19 protein-coding genes are annotated in these 16,862 nt (G+C 63.6%); 5 read left to right on the top strand and 14 right to left on the bottom strand.

Annotation, left to right across the window (positions count from 1 at the left end; translation table 11 throughout):
- Positions 1-5: 5 nt before the first annotated feature.
- Positions 6-701, bottom strand: coding sequence for a TetR/AcrR family transcriptional regulator (locus LK12_RS23710; protein WP_156135377.1), 696 nt, complete (start codon positions 699-701; stop codon positions 6-8).
- 166 nt (positions 702-867) lie between these two features.
- Here LK12_RS23710 and LK12_RS04425 point away from each other — a divergent pair, with 166 nt between their 5' ends.
- Genes LK12_RS04425 through LK12_RS04415 form a run of 3 tightly spaced genes read left to right on the top strand, consistent with a single transcriptional unit; the run spans position 868 to position 4,997 of the window.
- Positions 868-2,316 (top strand): class I adenylate-forming enzyme family protein, encoded by a 1,449-nt coding sequence (locus tag LK12_RS04425; RefSeq protein ID WP_039279713.1) that lies wholly within the window; start codon positions 868-870, stop codon positions 2,314-2,316.
- A gap of 7 nt (positions 2,317-2,323) precedes the next feature.
- Complete coding sequence (locus LK12_RS04420; protein ID WP_039280360.1) at positions 2,324-3,799, top strand: acyl-CoA reductase; 1,476 nt, start codon at positions 2,324-2,326, stop codon at positions 3,797-3,799.
- Between the two features lie 52 nt (positions 3,800-3,851).
- Positions 3,852-4,997: a pyridoxal phosphate-dependent aminotransferase gene (locus LK12_RS04415; RefSeq protein WP_039279711.1), complete on the top strand. Its 1,146-nt coding sequence runs from the start codon at positions 3,852-3,854 to the stop codon at positions 4,995-4,997.
- Between the two features lie 22 nt (positions 4,998-5,019).
- Here the strand turns inward: LK12_RS04415 and LK12_RS23705 are convergent, their stop codons facing one another.
- Positions 5,020-5,586, bottom strand: coding sequence for a TetR/AcrR family transcriptional regulator (locus tag LK12_RS23705; RefSeq protein ID WP_052223145.1), 567 nt, complete (start codon positions 5,584-5,586; stop codon positions 5,020-5,022).
- An 84-nt stretch (positions 5,587-5,670) separates the two neighbouring features.
- On the opposite strand from LK12_RS23705, the gene LK12_RS04405 reads away from it, so the two are divergent.
- Both LK12_RS04405 and LK12_RS04400 read left to right on the top strand, forming a co-directional pair.
- Positions 5,671-6,543, top strand: a complete 873-nt coding sequence (locus LK12_RS04405) for an MBL fold metallo-hydrolase (protein ID WP_052223144.1) — start codon at positions 5,671-5,673, stop codon at positions 6,541-6,543.
- Between the two features lie 363 nt (positions 6,544-6,906).
- Positions 6,907-7,395, top strand: coding sequence for a hypothetical protein (locus LK12_RS04400; protein ID WP_156135376.1), 489 nt, complete (start codon positions 6,907-6,909; stop codon positions 7,393-7,395).
- 71 nt (positions 7,396-7,466) lie between these two features.
- Here LK12_RS04400 and LK12_RS04395 read toward each other — a convergent pair whose 3' ends face one another.
- From LK12_RS04395 to LK12_RS04340, 12 genes are all read right to left on the bottom strand, one after another.
- Positions 7,467-8,069, bottom strand: coding sequence for a response regulator transcription factor (locus tag LK12_RS04395; RefSeq protein WP_039279708.1), 603 nt, complete (start codon positions 8,067-8,069; stop codon positions 7,467-7,469).
- Positions 8,070-8,235: 166 nt separating this feature from the next.
- The gene (locus LK12_RS04390) at positions 8,236-8,607 is read right to left on the bottom strand and encodes a flagellar protein FliS (RefSeq protein ID WP_039279706.1); all 372 of its coding nucleotides are present in this window, start codon (positions 8,605-8,607) and stop codon (positions 8,236-8,238) included.
- A 3-nt stretch (positions 8,608-8,610) separates the two neighbouring features.
- Positions 8,611-10,059, bottom strand: a complete 1,449-nt coding sequence (gene fliD / locus LK12_RS04385; RefSeq protein ID WP_039279704.1) for a flagellar filament capping protein FliD — start codon at positions 10,057-10,059, stop codon at positions 8,611-8,613.
- A gap of 79 nt (positions 10,060-10,138) precedes the next feature.
- A complete protein-coding gene (locus tag LK12_RS04380; protein WP_039279701.1) occupies positions 10,139-11,275 on the bottom strand; it encodes an EscU/YscU/HrcU family type III secretion system export apparatus switch protein in 1,137 nt (378 codons plus the stop codon).
- Positions 11,272-12,054 carry a flagellar biosynthetic protein FliR gene (gene fliR / locus LK12_RS04375; protein WP_039279699.1) on the bottom strand — a complete coding sequence of 261 codons (783 nt, stop codon included), beginning with the start codon at positions 12,052-12,054 and terminating at the stop codon, positions 11,272-11,274. The genes LK12_RS04380 and fliR overlap by 4 nt, the downstream gene beginning before the upstream one ends.
- Positions 12,051-12,341 carry a flagellar biosynthetic protein FliQ gene (locus tag LK12_RS04370; protein WP_039279696.1) on the bottom strand — a complete coding sequence of 97 codons (291 nt, stop codon included), beginning with the start codon at positions 12,339-12,341 and terminating at the stop codon, positions 12,051-12,053. Before LK12_RS04370 ends, fliR begins: the two co-directional genes overlap by 4 nt.
- Positions 12,342-12,347: 6 nt before the next feature.
- Positions 12,348-13,130, bottom strand: coding sequence for a flagellar type III secretion system pore protein FliP (gene fliP / locus LK12_RS04365; protein WP_039279695.1), 783 nt, complete (start codon positions 13,128-13,130; stop codon positions 12,348-12,350).
- Entirely contained in the window at positions 13,127-13,405 is a 279-nt protein-coding gene (locus tag LK12_RS04360; protein WP_039279692.1) for a flagellar biosynthetic protein FliO, read from the bottom strand. Before LK12_RS04360 ends, fliP begins: the two co-directional genes overlap by 4 nt.
- A 7-nt stretch (positions 13,406-13,412) precedes the next feature.
- On the bottom strand, positions 13,413-13,727 hold the full coding sequence (gene fliN, locus LK12_RS04355; protein WP_039279690.1) for a flagellar motor switch protein FliN: 315 nt from the start codon (positions 13,725-13,727) through the stop codon (positions 13,413-13,415).
- 20 nt (positions 13,728-13,747) lie between these two features.
- Positions 13,748-14,644: a FliM/FliN family flagellar motor switch protein gene (locus LK12_RS04350; protein WP_052223142.1), complete on the bottom strand. Its 897-nt coding sequence runs from the start codon at positions 14,642-14,644 to the stop codon at positions 13,748-13,750.
- A 20-nt stretch (positions 14,645-14,664) separates the two neighbouring features.
- Positions 14,665-15,258 (bottom strand): flagellar basal body-associated FliL family protein, encoded by a 594-nt coding sequence (locus LK12_RS04345; RefSeq protein WP_039279688.1) that lies wholly within the window; start codon positions 15,256-15,258, stop codon positions 14,665-14,667.
- Positions 15,259-15,286: 28 nt separating this feature from the next.
- Complete coding sequence (locus tag LK12_RS04340; protein ID WP_039279686.1) at positions 15,287-16,852, bottom strand: hypothetical protein; 1,566 nt, start codon at positions 16,850-16,852, stop codon at positions 15,287-15,289.
- Positions 16,853-16,862 lie beyond the last annotated feature (10 nt).

The raw sequence follows: 16,862 nt of genomic DNA, 5'->3' as shown, positions 1-16,862 counted from the left end.
GGCGTTCAGTCCGCCTTGTCGATTGCTTGGTTGATGTTCGTTTCGCCTTTTTGCCGTGCAAAGCCGCCTGTGGCCATGCGCGTGAACTGCTCTGCCACCTCGGTCAAATCGCCGTTCCTCTCGCCGGCAATGCCGCCATCGAAGTGCCGGTCGAGCGCTACGGCCATCTGGATGCCGAAGATGGCGAGGCCCACGAAGTCTAGATCGAGCCCGTCGCGGGTGAGCCCATCGAGGACATCCCCCCGGGCGCGGACCAGGGGCACGATGTGCTCGCGGTAGAGGTCGCGACCCTGGTCCGGATCGCTGAACAGGGCGGCGGCGAGCAGCGGAAACACCCGGTCCATGTCAGCAAGATGGCGTTCGCCCGATGAGCGGGCGAGTGCGGCGATCTCGTCGGGGCCAGTGGCGCTTTCGTACACTTCCCGCCGCGCGTGCATGCCACGCATCGCCTCGATCAGCGGCTTGACCACGGCTTCCTCGAACAGCGCTTCCTTGCTGGGGAAGTGCTCGAAGATCGTCGCCTGGTTGACCTCTGCCGCGCGGGCGATGTCGCGCGTGCGGGCGCCCTTGAGGTTGGAGCGGGCGAAGACTTCCTGCGCTGCCGCAATGATCTGCTTCCGTCGCTCGGCGGCCGGCATGTAGGTGCGCCGCCGGCGGGTCGTGGCGTCTTTGGCTGATGCGGCATTTGCGGGCGGTGGCAAGTCTTTGCGTCCTTTCGGGCCCGGTGCTTCGGGCTTGTCTTCGTCGAGCTAGCAATTGACGGAACAAGAAACAACCAACCAATTGGTTGATTTGAATTGACCGTGCGCGCATGGTGCCGAATCGAAAGCTCGGGAAACGGGCATCGGATTATTCGGGAGAAGGACCATGGCAACCACTGCAGCTCCGCAGGATGCGACCGTCGAACGCGAAGCCGAAGCCTGGATGGAAGACCCCTACGGGCACTTCGGCCACCACAACACGCGCATCCATTCGCTGGAGCGAGACCATGTGGAAGCGGTGCAGCTTGCCGCGATGAATCGCCGGCTGGCAGAACGGCGCGATCAAATCCAGGTCCTGCAGAAGCTTGCCGACGGGCAGGGGATCGACAGCCTCGCCTCGCTCGACGACATGGCGCCGCTGCTGATGCCGCACGACATCTACAAGTCCTATCCGGTCTCGCTGCTGGCCAAGGGCCAATACGGCAAGCTCAATACCTGGCTGTCGCGCCTGACGCGGCACGCGCCGAACGAGGTGGACGTTTCCGACTGCGATTCCATCGACTCCTGGCTGGTCAAGCTGCGCGAGGAAACGCCGCTCGACGTCGCGACGTCTTCGGGATCGACCGGCACCTGCTCGTTCTTCCCGAAGTCGAAGAATGACTATCATGTCTCGGTCATGGGGCTGCGCGTGCAGCTTGCCCAGAAGTTCGGCGAGGAGCCCCGGCCCGGCGATATCGAGGATGCCATGCATGCGGTGGTGCCGCTCTACCGCGACGGTCATGCCTCGACCGGCGCATTCGGCAAGTACATCCGCGAGGTGTTCTGCAAGGGCGACGACAGCAAGCTGCATACGGCCTTCGACTTCAAGATCAGCTCCGACCTGATGTGGCTGGCCGCCCGCTTGCGCGCGGCCGCGGCCAAGGGCGATGCCAGCAAGGTCGACGTTCCGCCCGCGCTGCTGGCCCGCCGCGAGGAATGGGAGAAGTCGCAGGCCGAGGCGCCAGCGCGGCAGATGGAATTCATCAACCGCATGGTGACGCAACTCGAGGGCGAGCGAGTCTTCGCCATGGGCACGTCGAACATGTTCTATGCCGTGGCCAAGAAGGGGCTCGAGGAAGGCATTCGTGCCAGCTTCTCGCCGGACTCGGTGCTGATGGGCGGCGGCGGGGCCAAGGGCGTTCCTCTGCCCGACGATCTCGAGGAAGTGATCTGCGGCTTCTTCGGGTTCGAGCGGATGACCTCGGGCTATGGCATGACCGAGATGAACTCGTTCTCGATCCTGTGCGAGCACGATCACTACCACGTCCTGCCATGGGTGACGGTGTTCCAGCTCGATCTCGACACCGGCCAGCCGCTGCCGCGCAAGGGCAAGCAGACCGGTCGGGCCGCATTCTTCGACATGACGCAGGATTCCACCTGGGGTGGGCTGGTCACCGGCGACCTCGTCACCATCGACTGGGACAATACCTGCAAGTGCGGTCGTACTTCGGTGGCGCTCGAAAAGAAGATCAACCGCGTGAGCGAGCTGCAGGGCGGGGACGACAAGATCTCCTGCGCCGCCACGCCGCAGGCCCAGTCCGAGGCGATGGACTTCCTGACCGGGCTGGGAGGCTGAGACGATGATGGCGACACGACCCATTTCCTATGCCGTGCTGCGCGGCCAGGTGATCGAGAGCGACTTGATCGAATTCGGCGGGCGCGGCGGGGACATCTCGTTTCTCGCTCCCGATCCGCACAAGATCGCGAGCCGCATCCCGCTCGCCTCGCCGCGGCTGATGGAGGACCTCTACGACCTGAGCTTCGAGGACATTCTCGACTACCTCGCCGAACTCGGCGCGCAGCTGGACGTGAACAGCAACGACTACCTGCGCGAGGCGCGCGAGTACTCCTATGCCACGGCGCCGACAACCAAGCCGATAATGGACCACTTCTTCCACGACATGCCCTTCATGTTCGACAAGGAGCGCATTCGCGGCATGGTCGATTTCAACATCGGCGTGGACTACCTCGAACGCTGGGTGGAACAGGAGATCAACGGCTCCAAGGTGGGCATCCGCGCCTATGGTGCGCGCACGCTGCACATCGTTGCAGGAAATGGCCCGGTGCTGGGCGCGCTGACCGTGCTGCGCGGGGCGGTGACGCGCGGCGATACGATCATCAAGGTCCCTTCGAACGATCCCTTCACCACCGGCGCCATCGCCCGCACCATGGTCGACATGGCGCCCGATCATCCGATCACCAAGCATCTCGCCGTGGCCTACTGGCGTGGCGGTGACGAGGCGCTGGAATCGCAGATCTACCAGCCGCACAACATCGAGAAGATCTGCGCCTGGGGCGGCTTCGCCTCGGTCAAGCATGTCACCAAGTACATCCAGCCGGGCATCGAACTTATCAGCCTCGATCCGAAGCGTTCGGCCTCGATCATCGGACCCGAAGCCCTAGAGGACGACGACGCGATCGAGGAAACGGCCAAGCGTCTCGCCTGCGACTTCTCGGTCGGCAACCAGACCGCCTGCGCCTCCGCGCGCATGGTCTACGTGATGTGCGGGACCGAGGACGAGGATATCGAGAAGCTGAAGAGGCTCGGACAGAAGGCATACGCGGCGATGTTCGACCTGCCCGAAGTGCTCACTACCAAGCCCAAGCGATACGACCCGGACCTCAAGACCAGCGTCGACTCGCTGCGCTTCTCGGAAGACTTCTACACCGTCATCGGTGGGGAAGAGGGTGAAGGCGCGATTATCGTTAGCCACACCTCGGACCGCGTCGACTTCTGGGAATACCTGGCCGATCGCACCGTCAACCTGATCCCGGTCGATACACTGGAGGAAGTGCTCGACGTGGTCGACGCCTATACCCAGACAGTGGGCATCTGGCCGGAGAGCCTGCGCGAGGTCGTGCGGCACAAGGGGGCACTGCATGGCGGACAGCGCTTCGTCCAGTTGGGCTATGTGTTCAACGGCCCCGGCCTGGTCGGTCCGCAGGACGGCATCGAGCCGATGCGCCGCATCGTGAAATGGATCATTTCCGAAGAGCCCTCCGAGGGCCGCAAGGGGTTCTGGGAGGCGGACAAGGAAGACATCAAGGTCGTCGCCTGAACGTCCAGTGTCCGGCCTTGCGGGGAGGTCATGCTGCGCCTAGCAAGCGGGCATGACCTCCTCCCCCGATATCGCCGAAGTCGAGCCCTTCCACGCCATCACCATCGGACGCCTCGCCTACGATCTGGCCGAGCAGGGCCGCGATATCATTCACATGGAATACGGCCAGCCTTCGACAGGGGCGCCGGCCGAGGCGATCGCCGCCGCACACAAGGCTCTCGACAGCGATCCGGGCGGCTACTGGGAAAGCAATGCGCTGAAACAGCGTATCGCCCGCCATTACGGTGAAGCTTACGGCGTCGCGGTGGACGAGGAGCAGGTAATCCTGACCTGTGGTGCCTCGCCTGCCCTGGTGCTGGCGCTGTCATGCCTGTTCCGGCCGGGGGCGCGGGTGGCAATGGCCCGGCCCGGCTACGTCGCTTACCGCAACACGCTCAAGGCGATGTATCTCGAACCGGTGGAAGTCGCCTGCGGCCCGGCCGAGCGCTATCAAATGACGGCGGCCGCGCTTAATGCGCTCACCCCTGCGCCCGATGGACTGATCCTCGCCAGTCCTGCCAATCCCACCGGGACGGTCATTGCGCCGGATGAAATGGCGGCGATTGCCGAGGTGTGCCGCCGCAAGGGCATTTGCGTCGTGTCGGACGAGATCTATCACGGCCTGACTTACGAAAATGCTGCACATTCCATGCTGCAGCATTGTCCAGAGGCGCTCGTGGTCAACAGCTTCTCGAAATACTTCTCGATGGCGGGGTGGCGCCTCGGCTGGCTGCTGGTTCCAAGTGATCTGATCGAGGCCGCAAGGGCGCGCATGGGCAATCTGTTTCTGACGCCGCCGGTCCTGGCACAGCATGCCGGACTTGTGGCGTTCGACTGCCGCGAGGAACTGGAAGGCCACCTTGCGAACTACACCCGCAACCGTGAAATGTTGCTTGCAGCATTGCCGCGGCTGGGCTTGCAGCAAATTGCCCCGCCGGACGGAGCTTTCTACATCTGGGCTGAGATCGGCCACATGACCAACGACAGCCTCTCGTTCTGCCGGAAGCTGTTGGAAGACACCGGGGTGGCGACAGCGCCGGGGATCGACTTCGATCCGGTTGACGGCGGGCGCTACATCCGCTTCAGCTTCGCGGTTTCGCCGGCCGAAATCGAGGCTGCCATCGAGCGCATGGTGCCCTGGTTCGCGGCGCGGCGCTGACCGCCCCGGCTCGCGCCGACAATCAGCGAGTTCGGCGTTCGGGCTCGATCACCTCGTTCACCAACCGGGTGAACCAGTCGCAGATGCTGGCTCTCTCTCGCTCGTCGAAAATGGCAAGCGGAAGATGCTTCATGAAGAAAGTGAAGCCAATCGCAAGAATGGCCATTTCCAGCGCGCGGACCTTTCCATCGGGTTCTCCCAGATGATCTCCAATGGGTACGATATTGAGTTCGGTGAAGACCTGTGCTGCAAGCTCGGCGGCTTCCCGTTCGCCCGAAGCCATGGCGATCATCAGCATCGGATCGGCTGCGTCCGACGTCTTGCCGGGCACATCGGCAAGCTCTCTTGCGAATTCGTCGAGACGGAGGCGTATCGATCCGTCCGTCGGCATTGCATCACGAAGGGCGGCTTCGAACAGACCGAGTTTCGAACCGTAGTAACGCAACACCAGCGTAGAGCTCGTACCCGCGACCGCTGCAATCTCGCGAATGCCGGTATGGGAATAGCCAGTATTCGAAAAGGCCTGCTTGGCCGCAGCAAGAATCCGGGCGCGCGTTGCTTCGGAGTTGCGCTTTTGTGGCGGCTCCATTGTCATCGATTGCAATTTTGCGCCGCTATTGACAGCGACGCAAGTGAAATCAATGTAAACAGGTGATAACAAGGAAGATCGGCTATGACGGTCCTCAGGATCGGACAAGTGAAAGTGTCGAGCGTGGAAGAACTGCGCATCCCGAACACCATCGCGTATTTCACCTCCGAAGAGGCGCTGATCGAGAGCAATCGTCATTGGCTTGCGCCGCACTTTCTCGACGCACAGAATTGCTTTGACCTCGTCTTCCAGAGCTTCGTGATGGAAGTCGATGGCAAGGTCGTCCTGATCGATCCGTGCACCGGAAACGGCAAACCGCACCCGGTACCGCAATTCGACCGCCTCGACGTGCCCTGGCTCGAACGTCTGGATGCAGCAGGCTATCGGCGGGAGGACGTCGATATCGTGATGTGCACGCACCTGCACCACGACCATTGCGGCTGGAATACAATGCTGCGTGACGGGCGCTGGGTCCCGACTTTTCCGAATGCCCGCTACCTGATGTCGCGCACGGAAATCGAGCGCTGGGATCCGAGGCGGCCCGGTCACCATCCGGTGTCTTACAACGTCGACGTTTTTGCGCGCAGCGTGTTGCCCGTGATCGAGGCGGGCCTGGTCCATGTTCACGATGGGAGCCTGCGTGTCGGTGACTGCCTTGAAGTGCTGCCTGCGCCCGGTCACACGCTGGGCCATTGCTGGCTGCAGGTGACGGCTGGCGAAGCTAGCGCCCTGTTTAGCGGCGACACCTTTCATCATCCCCTGCAGCTTGTCGACCCGACTATGCAGTTCGGGGGCGGGGACGATCTCCGGCTTGCAATCGCAAGCCGGCGGCAGCTGATCGAGTTGGCGGCCCTGCGCGATGCCCTGATCGTCGCCGCTCACCTTCCCTGGCCACACGGCATCAAGGTGCGCTTGGAGCGCGGACAACCCGTTTTCACCACCGGTACGCGCGCCTGATCCTGGACTCCTTTGCCGGCGAGGCGGTGATGCGGGGGTTTCGGAAAACCACTTGGCGTGCACATCAACGCACTGCGGGCGCGACATGAATTTGGTGCGCGAACGCTAGCACGGGCGGGTCCGGGACATCGATACTGGGGATGATCTCATGCTTACCGAACCAGAATGGGTTGCCGAGCGCCTGAATGTCATCGCCGGTATTTGAAAATAAATGGCAATCATGCCTACAAAACTCCGCCTGTCGCAACTGTGAGTCTATTCATGGCTTGGTCCTTGCATTTGCTTCTAATAATCGATTGCTCTTAATTGCACGGGAATAGCTTGCGGCTTTGACATGCAGGCGGAGGGTAGAAACTGCTTGGGATGGAGCATTTGCATATGCAGGCTTCTGGCAGAATTACGGGGGCGACGAGCGTCACAGAATCGGAACCTGAAGTTTGGAAGTCGCGATTGCGCGAATTGGTCGACGCCTGCGTGAACGGGTCAGCCGACGAAGAGGCCGACCGCATTCGAGAAGCGATGCTTCTGCTCCACGGCGGACCCTTTTCCGCTCTTCCGGTACGATCGGTCAGTCCTGCCGATATTCAAGCGAAACTTGTCTGCGGCGGCGCCGTCAGTGCGGTGATTGCCTTGTTGGGTCCAGATACCGTGTTCATGCTATCGCGGGGCGAAGGCAATTGCTGCCTGGCGACGGTAATCGTGGGTCTCGGTGCCGAGGAAGTGACATCCGTTGGTCCCACCCTGGCGCTGGCCCTTTTGGCGGCCTACCTTCAAGGTCTCATGGCAATCGTCGACCGGGCTCATTCCATCATGGGCAAGTTTTCGCCCGGGAGCGGCAGCGGCCCCCAATAAGCTAAGATCGGCACCTTGTCGCCACGCAAGCTGACCTTGCCGAAGCTGTCAGAACCGTAGCGGTCGAACGCCTAGCTGACGATGGACGCCTCGATTGCGATCCTGATGGCGTCCGATGTGTGGTTGGCTCCCAACTTGTTGAGCATGTTGGCGCGGTGAATTTCCACTGTGCGCGGGCTGATCGAAAGCTTTTCTCCGATCAGCCGGTTCGAAAGGCCGCTGGCTACGCCGCTGAGCACTTCGCGTTCCCGCCGCGTCAGCCGATCTATGCGGGTGCGGGCCATGACTTCCCGCAGCTTGGCGTTGCCGACTTCGGCTGCGCGCTCGATCGAGCAGCGCAATGTAGCGGACAATTCATCGCCGCTCACGGGCCAGACGAGATAGTCTATCGCGCCATCGAGGACGGCCTGAACGATCTTCGTTGTCCCCGGCTGCTCGTCGAATGCGACGATTGGAAACCATTCTCCATGGTGGGCCATGGCTTCAACCAGATCGTGAATGGCACCCGGTTGATCGTGGATCAGGACGACGCCCGAGCGCGGCCATGCGCCGGCAAGCTCGGAGATGTTCTCGAAGGGCTCTACATGGATGTTGTCGGTGGAAAGCACGTGGCTGATCGTGGCCCGTCGCCGCGTATCGCTGTCGATGAGGATGAGGTTCGAAATGCGTTCCACCGGCCTGCTCCCTGCGACTTGTGCCTAGGGAGATATTCGCATCGTAGACCGAAAGCGCGTCGGACCTGCTCCGGATTCGAGCGATTACCCGCCAGTCCGAGCGCAAGGCAGCAGAAATCCGCAACTGCCTCTCGCCGAAATGGGCCCAGCATCCCGCTCCGACCCGTCAGTTGCCTTTCATGGCCTGGCCGATTTCGGTGAAGTCGTTGCGCATGCTTTCGATCTGGCCGGTGTCGAAGGAGACCGCGCTATCCAGGATGGTGCGGCGGGCAGCTGCATAGAACTGGTTGAGCGCCGAACCCATTTCGTGGTCTTCCGAAACGCCCATCTGCAGCGCGGTGATCGCGGTCAGTGCGCGGGTGATCGAACGGCTTTTCAGGCCGTTGTCGCCGTTGCGGTGGGCATGGATCGCGGTACCGAGGGCGCCGACCAGGTGTTCGTAGCACACATGCACCAGTTCCGCCGGCTTGGCGCCGTTTACGCGGGCGTCGAAGTCGACGCGGCGATAGGCTTCGTGGGGGGATTGTTGAAGCAGCATTGGTTATTTGCCCGAGTTGTTCCAAGCATCGATCTGGTTTTGCAGCATCGTCTGCGTCGATTTCAGTACGCCGATACGGCCTTCCGACGCCGCGAACTGCGACGCGAGGCGGGCGCGCAGCCTTTCCTGCTGGTCGGCAAGGTCGCTGATGTTGTCGCTGATCTTGGTCAGCTCCTTGTTGTATTTGGTGATCGAGCCGGCCAGCGAGTTGGTATTCGTGGTCGACGTTGCCGAGCGGTAGATCTTGTCGATCGTCGAATAGACGCCGTAAAGACCGTTGGTGAACATGGCGGCGACGCCTTCGGGGTCGGCCTCGAGCGTTGCCGACAGACGCTTGCTGTCCAGGGCGAAAGTGCCGTCGCGCTGGATCGACAGCCCAAGATCGGCCAGCGTTCTTGCCGCACCGGTTGCATTGGGCATGATGATCGTGCCCGAAAGCTTTGACATCGACTGTTTGAGTGCACGGGCACCAGGGTCGGTGGCCAGCTCGCCGCCAATCGATGTCGCGGCATTGAGCCCCGACATGACCTCGTTCAGCGCGTCGGTGAGATCGCGCATTGAACTGGAAATCGCATCCGAGGGATCGCTGAAGCTGATCGTGGTCGGTGCGCCGACGTTGGTGCCGGTGAGCTGCAGCTTGAGGCCGGGGACCGGGTCGGTGATCGTGTTCGACTTGGACGTATAGCTCAGCCCATCGATGGTGTAGGCGGCATCCTGTGCGTTCGCCATAAGGGTGCCGGCGCCTGCAGTGGGCGACCAGGCAAGGTTTGACAGACCCGGATCGGCCGCGTCCTCTGTCGCTTCCAGAACGAAGCCGTTGGCCGCTCCTTCCGCTCCCTTGAGAACGAGTTGCGCGCCGCTGGCCGTGTTCGCGATGTAGGCGGTAACGCCCGCGCCTGAAGAGTTGATGGACGCGGCGACGTCGGCCAGGGTGTCGCCCGTGTTCACCGTGATGTTCACGGCGGCATGGGCGGTGTCCTCGGTGAAGGCAGTGCCCGAGACCGTGCCGAAGCGCAGGGTGAGGGTGCCCGCCCCGACCGTATCCGTCGATGCGGAATAGGCACTGCTGGCAAGCTGCTGGCCCTTGGCAATTTGCGAGACCTCGAGCGAATAGGTGCCCGATGGCGTGCTCGTGCCGGAAAGGCTCGCGGCGGCAACGGAACTGTTGGCGATGCTCGGCGAGCGCGAAAGGTCGCCCGAACGAACCAGCGTACCCAGCGATGTATCGAGACCGAGCAACATCGACTTGATGTCCGAGGCGGTCGAGATCTTGGTGTTGATCGAGTCCGTCTTGTCGTTGAGACGCGCGGTTCGCGCCTCGAACTGGGCCGTCGCCAGGTTGTTGGCCAGGGCCATCATGTCGATGCCGCTGCCGGCACCGAGCAGTGTCGCGATCGAGGTCGTCTTCAGCGACGACGCGGCCGAGGTTGAGCTGGTTCCGTCTATAGCCATGGCTTCTAGGACGACCCCTCGCATGAAAGGTTAAGGGCTCCTACGGAGGTCTGGCGGAACACGGTCATCGCGGACTCCTTCATGCGCTGGCCGGTTCGAGATGCCCCTCGGCATCGAAACGCAGGGTGATCGGGACGGACACCTGCGGCGCGGTTCGCTTCTCGCCGCGCTTGAGCGCGAAGACGAATGCAAGGATGGCCGCGACGGCGACGTAGTGTTCCTCGCGGATGACCTGATTTTCGCGCGTAGTGTAGTAGACCGAACGGGCAAGCGCCGGATATTCGAGCGTGGGCACTTCATACTCGGCGGCGAGTTCGCGGATGGCGAGAGCCTTTTCGCCGCGGCCCTTGGCGACAACGATAGGGGCACCGGCCTTTTCCGGGTCGTAGGCGAGCGCGACCGAGAAATGCGTCGGGTTGGTGATGACGAACTGGGCTTCCTTCATCGCCGGGACCAGGCCGCCCATCGCGATCTTGCGCTGGCGATCCTTGATCGCGGCCTTTTTCTCGGGGGCGCCTTCCTGTTCCTTGTTCTCGTCGCGAACTTCCTGAAGCGTCATCTTGAGGCGCTTGTTGCGGCGGAAGAGCTGTACCGGCAGATCAATCATGGCGATGAGGAACAGCCCGGCGGCGAGCCAGAACAGCAGCGTGATGATGCCGTGCCAGGCCCAGGAAAGCTGGTCGAACAGGTCTCCCCGACCGAGGCGGGCGAAAGTGGCGATGCGGTCGCTTGCCCAGACCCAGGCGATCGTGCCGAGCAGACCGATCTTGGCGAGGCCCTTGGCCATTTCGATCCAGCCGGTCGGTCCGAACATGCGCTTCAGGCCCGAGGCCGGGTTGATGCGCGAGCCCTTGGGGGCGAGATTGCCGATGTTCCAGCGCCCTTCGCCGAAGCCGAGCTGGGAAATTATCGAGCTGCCGATCACTGCCAGGCCGAGAATGGCGATCGGTGGCATGACCGCGACCATCATGCTCATCATCATGCGGCCGGGCGTGAAGTCTTCGAGCGTGGCGCGGTCCCAGGTGAAGCCGACACGCAGGGTGTCGGTGAGCAGGTCGAGGAGCCAGGGGCCGGCAACGAGGAACCAGACGGCGCCGATACCAATGGCAGCAGCCGTGGCCATCTCGCGCGAGCGGACGACGTCGCCTTTTTTGGCGGCGTCGCGTTTGCGCTTGGCGGTTGGTTCAAAACTCTTTTCGCCGCTTTGCTCGCTCATTTGCTCATGACCTCGTTGGAAGCGGTGATGGCATCTGCGGACAGGCGCACGACAAGGTCGGTGAGGACCGGAGCGGACAGTACCAAGGCGGCAATGCCCGCCAGCACGCCGGCAGGCAGGCCGAGCGAGAACAGGTTGAGTGCGGGCGCGGAGCGGCTGAGCACGCCGGTCACGAGCTGGACAACCAGCAGCACCAGGCTGACCGGCAGGGCGATGGTGACTGCGGTCACGAAGGTCTTGGAGGCGAACCCTGCGATCAGGGCGAAGCGGTCGGCCCCGAGCCAGGTGTGGCCCGGCGGGAAGACGGTGTAGCTATCTACCAGCAGGCGGAACCACTGCAGGTGGGCGCCCAGCGCCAGGAAGATCAGGGTCAGCACGACCATGAAGTACTGGCCGAGCGCCGGCGACTGCGTGCCGGAGGTCGGATCGACCGCCATGGCCATGTTCATGCCCATGCCGCCGCCGATGACTTCCGCCGCGATCACGGGGGCGGCGAAGGAAAGCTGCAGCACGAAGCCGAGCGACAGGCCGACGAGCACTTCGCCGGCAACGGCAAGTATGCCCGCGACCGAGAACAGCGCCTCGGGAGCCTGGACGTCGGTCCAGGCGCAGATCATCACGGCAACCGCGCCGGCGCCGACCACGCGCACTTGCGCCGGGACCGAAGGCGTGCCGAACAGGGGAGCCGCGACGAGGGCAGCACCGATGCGCGTCATTACGAAGAGCAACCGCCAGAACTCGGCCTCGACAGGGCCGAAACCGAAGTCCAGATTGATCATGGCGCGACCTGCTCGGCCTGGCCCGTGCGGGCGATCTCGGCAAAGATCTCCTGGGTGAATTCGCCCACCAGCGTCATCATCGAACCGCCCAACAGAACCAGGATGAGCGCAATCGCCGCCAGCTTTGGCACGAACGTGAGGGTCTGTTCGTTCACCGAGGTCGCGGCCTGGATGATGCCTACCACCAGGCCCACCGCCAGCGCTGCCAGCAGGACCGGGGCGGCGACTAGCGCGGCCACCCACAGCATCTTGTCGGCAAGGGCGAGAAAGGGGGAGATGTCGTCCATGGCGCCCTACCCGAAGCTCGAGGCCAGCGAGCCCATCAGCAGCGACCAGCCGTCGACCATGACGAACAGCAGCAGCTTGAACGGCAGGGAGACGATCATCGGGCTCATCATCATCATGCCCAGCGACATGAGGACGGAGGAGACGACGATGTCGATCACCAGGAACGGCAGGAACAGCATGAAGCCAATCTGGAACGCGGTCTTGAGTTCACTGGTGACGAAGGCCGGCAGCAGGATCGAGAACGGCACGTCGGCGCTGGTCTGGAATTTGGGGGCCTTGGCCATGTTGGCGAACATCATGAGGTCGCGTTCGCGGGTCTGGCGGATCATGAACTTGTGGAATTCCTTGCCGGCGTTGTCGATCGCCTGTTCGGCATTGATCTGGTCGGCGGAGTAGGGCGCAATGGCATTCGCGTTCACGGCTTCGAGCGTGGGCGACATGACGAACAGCGAGAGGAACAATGACAGGCCGATCAGCACCTGGTTCGGCGGCGACTGCTGCAGGCCGATCGCCTGGCGCAGGATCGCCAGTACCACCAGGATACGGGTAAAGCTGGTCATCATCAGGATGAGGCTGGGCAGGATCGTCAGCAGCCCCATGATGAGGAGGAGCTGCAGAGACAGGCTCATGCCGGGGCCGTCGGTGCCGCCGAGCGAGCCGAAGGCGCGGTCGAGCGCGCCGGGAATGGCCGAGCCGTCGCCGGCCGCCGGGGCCTGCACCTGCGCATAGACGACTGCAGGCAGCAGAAGCGCAGGCAGCGCCGCGATCAGGGCAAGGATACGCTTCACTTGCTCACACCCTCCGCACGGGCGCGTGCCGGCGCTTCGGCCAGACGCGTGAGCCCCTGGCGCGAGACCGAGACGAGGATCTCGCGGCCGTGGAACTCGATGACCGCCAGCTTCAGGGTCGGCGAAAGCATCGTCGTCTCGACGACCTGTACCGACTTCGTACCGGCACCGATGCCGGCCTTGTCCTGCATTTTCTTTGCCAGCTTGAGGCAGCCCCATGCCAGCAGGCCGATCATCGGCAGCAGGACAATTAGCTTGAGGATGTACCAGAGCATGGAAGGATCAGGCCTCCAGAGCGCCGTTGTCGCCTTCGGGCAGAGCCACGGGCGCTTCTTCGGGAGCGGTTTCGTCCACACCGACCATCTCGACGATACGCAGGCCGAAGCGGCCGTTGTGCGAGACAACTTCGCCCTTGGCGATGGGCTTGCCGTTGACGAGAACGTCGAGCAACTCGTCGGTCATGCGATCGAGCACGACGAGGCTTTCGGGGCCGAGGGCGAGGACTTCCTTCAGCTTCATCTGGGTACGGCCCAGTTCGACCGAGAGGCGGACGTCGACGTCGCGGAGGAAATCGAGGCCACGGGGATGCATGGTCATGGTTTGGCTCTTTCCGTGTATCAGAATGCTTGGAGGATCTGGACCGCGACGCGGTCCTCGACTTCACCGATGGTGCCGGTGGCGATGGTGCGCCCGTCGACCTGCAAGGGGACCGAACGGGCTACGGCGACCGGCAGGACATCGCCGGGCTTGAGAGACGAGAGGCGCGAGAAGCCGATGGTCATGTCGACCAGCACGGCGGTGACCGGCACCGGCATCGAACCGAACGGCTCGGCGGCCGGGTTCGGCGCGGCCTGCGGATCGCGACGCTTTACCGGGTGGCGCGGCACCGCGATCGCGGCGGCCAGCGTGGCCTGCGGAAACGCGATCGAGAAAGACCAGGGATCGAAGCCGGGTTCTTCCACTTCCAGCGAGAGCTGCAGCAGGTCCTCGCGCTTGTCGAAGGGGTTGAGATAGCGCAGGCTCGTGTCGCGCCGCAGCGGGCGGACGGTGTGATCCTGCTCGCCTCCGAATACCGTGGTGAGGGCACCGGCAATCGCCTGTTCGAGCCGGGTCAGCAGCAGTTCCGCCGAAAGCGGAAAGGTTTCCGGCAGTGGATCGGGCACGATGCCGCGACCGCCGAAGGCGCGATCGATCAGGCGCAGGACCGGGGCGGCCTCGAAAGTCGCGAGCATCGGGCGGCCTTCTGCCCCCACCGCCATGAGCGTATGCGAGGCGAGGTTTTCGATGTCGGCCTGGATCGAGGCCAGGTTGCAGTCCATCGGCATGCCGATGCGGACCAGCGGCGGTTCACCGCCCGAGAAACGGGCCAGGTGGCCGGGAAGCACGCGGGCCAGCTTTTCGCCGAGCAGCGAGAGGGCCGGGACCAGCTCGTCCAGCGAAGGCCCGGTGCCGAGCAGTTCGGCGCAGTGCTTGGCCTTGCGGGCTTGGCCGGATTTGGCGGTGTGCAGGGTCATGGCAGGTCAGCCGTCAACGATCACTGGATGATGAAGGTGCGGAAGTAGACGGCGTCGACGCCGCCGAAGCCTTCCTTCTCGATCAACACCTTGTTGATCGCGTCGGTCATGCGCTTCTGCAGCTTTTCCTTGCCCGGAATGGTGTAGACATCGTCTTCGGGCGTATCGGCGAGGATCTGCAGCAGCTTCGAGCGAATTGCCAGTTCGTGCTTCTTCATCCAGATCAGCACGCGGCCATCGCGCCGGGTGGAGCAGGCGAGGCTGGTCTGAATCAGCGCTGCGGAATCCCTGAGGTTCGAGGTGAAGTCGTCCGAAAAGGTGAAATAGGCGGTCCGGTATTCGTCGCCGCCCACGCCCTCGACATCCATCAGGGCTTCGCCATCGTCGTCCTTGCCGCTGGGCTTGGGCATGTAGGGATCATCCTCGCCCTTGCGGATGAGCTGCGGGCCGCGTTCCTTCACTTCGGCGGCATGGCCGCCTCCGATCACGCCTGCAGCCACGAGGCCGAAGACGCCGCCGCCACCGAGCACGAGCATGCCCACGGCGACAAGGATGATCATCAGCTTGCCCTTGCCGTTCTTGGCCTTGCCTTCCTTGGCGTGTTTGTCACTCATCTAGAAATACCCCCTGGTATGCGTGCAATCAGGCGAAGATGCCGCCGCCGCTGCGCCGGGTCGTGTCCCGGGACTGTTGCGGAGCGGATGCTTCCTGATCGTTCGGAAAGGCTGCCGATGCCTGCCCGCGGTTCATGGATTGGCCGGCCTGGTCGGCGCGGGCCTGTTGATTCTGGCCGGAGCCCTGGCCCATGCCCGCGCCGGCACCATTGGCGGCTGCGTGCTGATTGGCCGAAGACCCCTGGTTCTGTTGTTGCTGCTGTTGCGACGAGTTGTCGCCCTGGCTCTGGTTGCTGGCTGCCTGCGAGGCTTGCACGGCGGCATGAACGGCACCGGTGAAGGCCGGATCGCTGTTCGCCATGGTAACGGACAGGGCGTTGTGCTCATGCTTGAATTGAAGTGAGATCTGGCCGAACTCGGCATGCGAGAGAGCCGTGCGCACGACCTGCGGATTGGCCGCCTCGCGCGCTTCGTTAAGGCGTGAGACGAGCGTGGAAAAGTCCTGCGGCCCTTCGACGGGCTGCGGCGCGGCGGCGGAGGCGACATTCGCGACCGGCGCGGCATGCGGCTGGGACGGTTGGGCGACCAGCGGAAGCGGGGCGGTGGCGGTGGGCTGAGCGGCCTCGGACCGGGCGTCGGAGCCGACAAGGGCGGAAGCCGGTGCCTCGGCCTGCCCCGGTGCGCGTGACTTGTTAGCGGGCGTTGCCGCCGGCTGGATCTGACCGTCCTGCTTCGAAAGCGGCTGCTGCGTGCGCGTCGCCAACTGCGCAGCCGTGGTCGAGACGGTTTTCATGGTCTCGGTCGTAGCGGCTGCGACTTCCGGCGCCGCATCCTGCGGAAGGATCTCGATGGGAGCCAGCTTCACCGCCGGCACGGCGGGTGTGGCCGATGGGGCCTGCGGGCCCTTTGCAGCGTCGCCCGATGTAGCGAGCTGTGCTGCAAGCGCGGCCGGGGCACCCGGCGTGCCCGGCGTCTTAGCGGTCGAGATTGGCAGTTCGGCCGGAACAGTGGCAGTCGCGGCTGGCGTATTCTGCTTGCCTGCGGTGATGGTGATGGGCTTTGCGACTTGCACGTGCAAAGCGGCAACCGCCACTTCATGGCCCGCCTTCAGTTCGGCAAGCGATCTGGCCAAGAGCGGCTGGCCGTCGAGCGCCTTGCGAGTGATGCCAGACGGGACCTCGGGCGGCGACGTCTTGGCAGTGCCCGTCGTCACGTGCTGGGCCGCAGCATGCGCGGGAGCGGGCAGCGGCAGCATGACCGCGAATGCTAGCGAGGCGCCAGCCTGGTCTTCCAACCCTTCCGAAGAGGGCTCGTCGGCGTCGATATCGGGATCGGCAGCGACCTTGCCGGCAGCATCCGGCAAGATCTTGCCGGTTGCCTTGCCGGAATTGCCGGCGGCAACCGGAAACATGATGGAGGCCAATGTGCCTTCAAGGGATGGGGCTGATGCTTCCCCTGCACCATCGGCGTTGCCGGCGTTGCCCAGAATTGCCAGAAAACTGCCCGCTTCCGCGGCATTCGCGGAAGTGCCGTGCGTCTTTCCCGCGGCGTGTGCAGAGCCGGCGGAAGGCATCGGGACAGAGGAGTGGATCATGCTTAACGAG

The sequence above is a fragment of the Novosphingobium malaysiense genome, from assembly GCF_000802225.1.
Classification (GTDB): domain Bacteria; phylum Pseudomonadota; class Alphaproteobacteria; order Sphingomonadales; family Sphingomonadaceae; genus Novosphingobium; species Novosphingobium malaysiense.
Note: the sequence above shows the minus strand (reverse complement) of the source record. Positions and strands in the feature narration are given on the sequence as shown.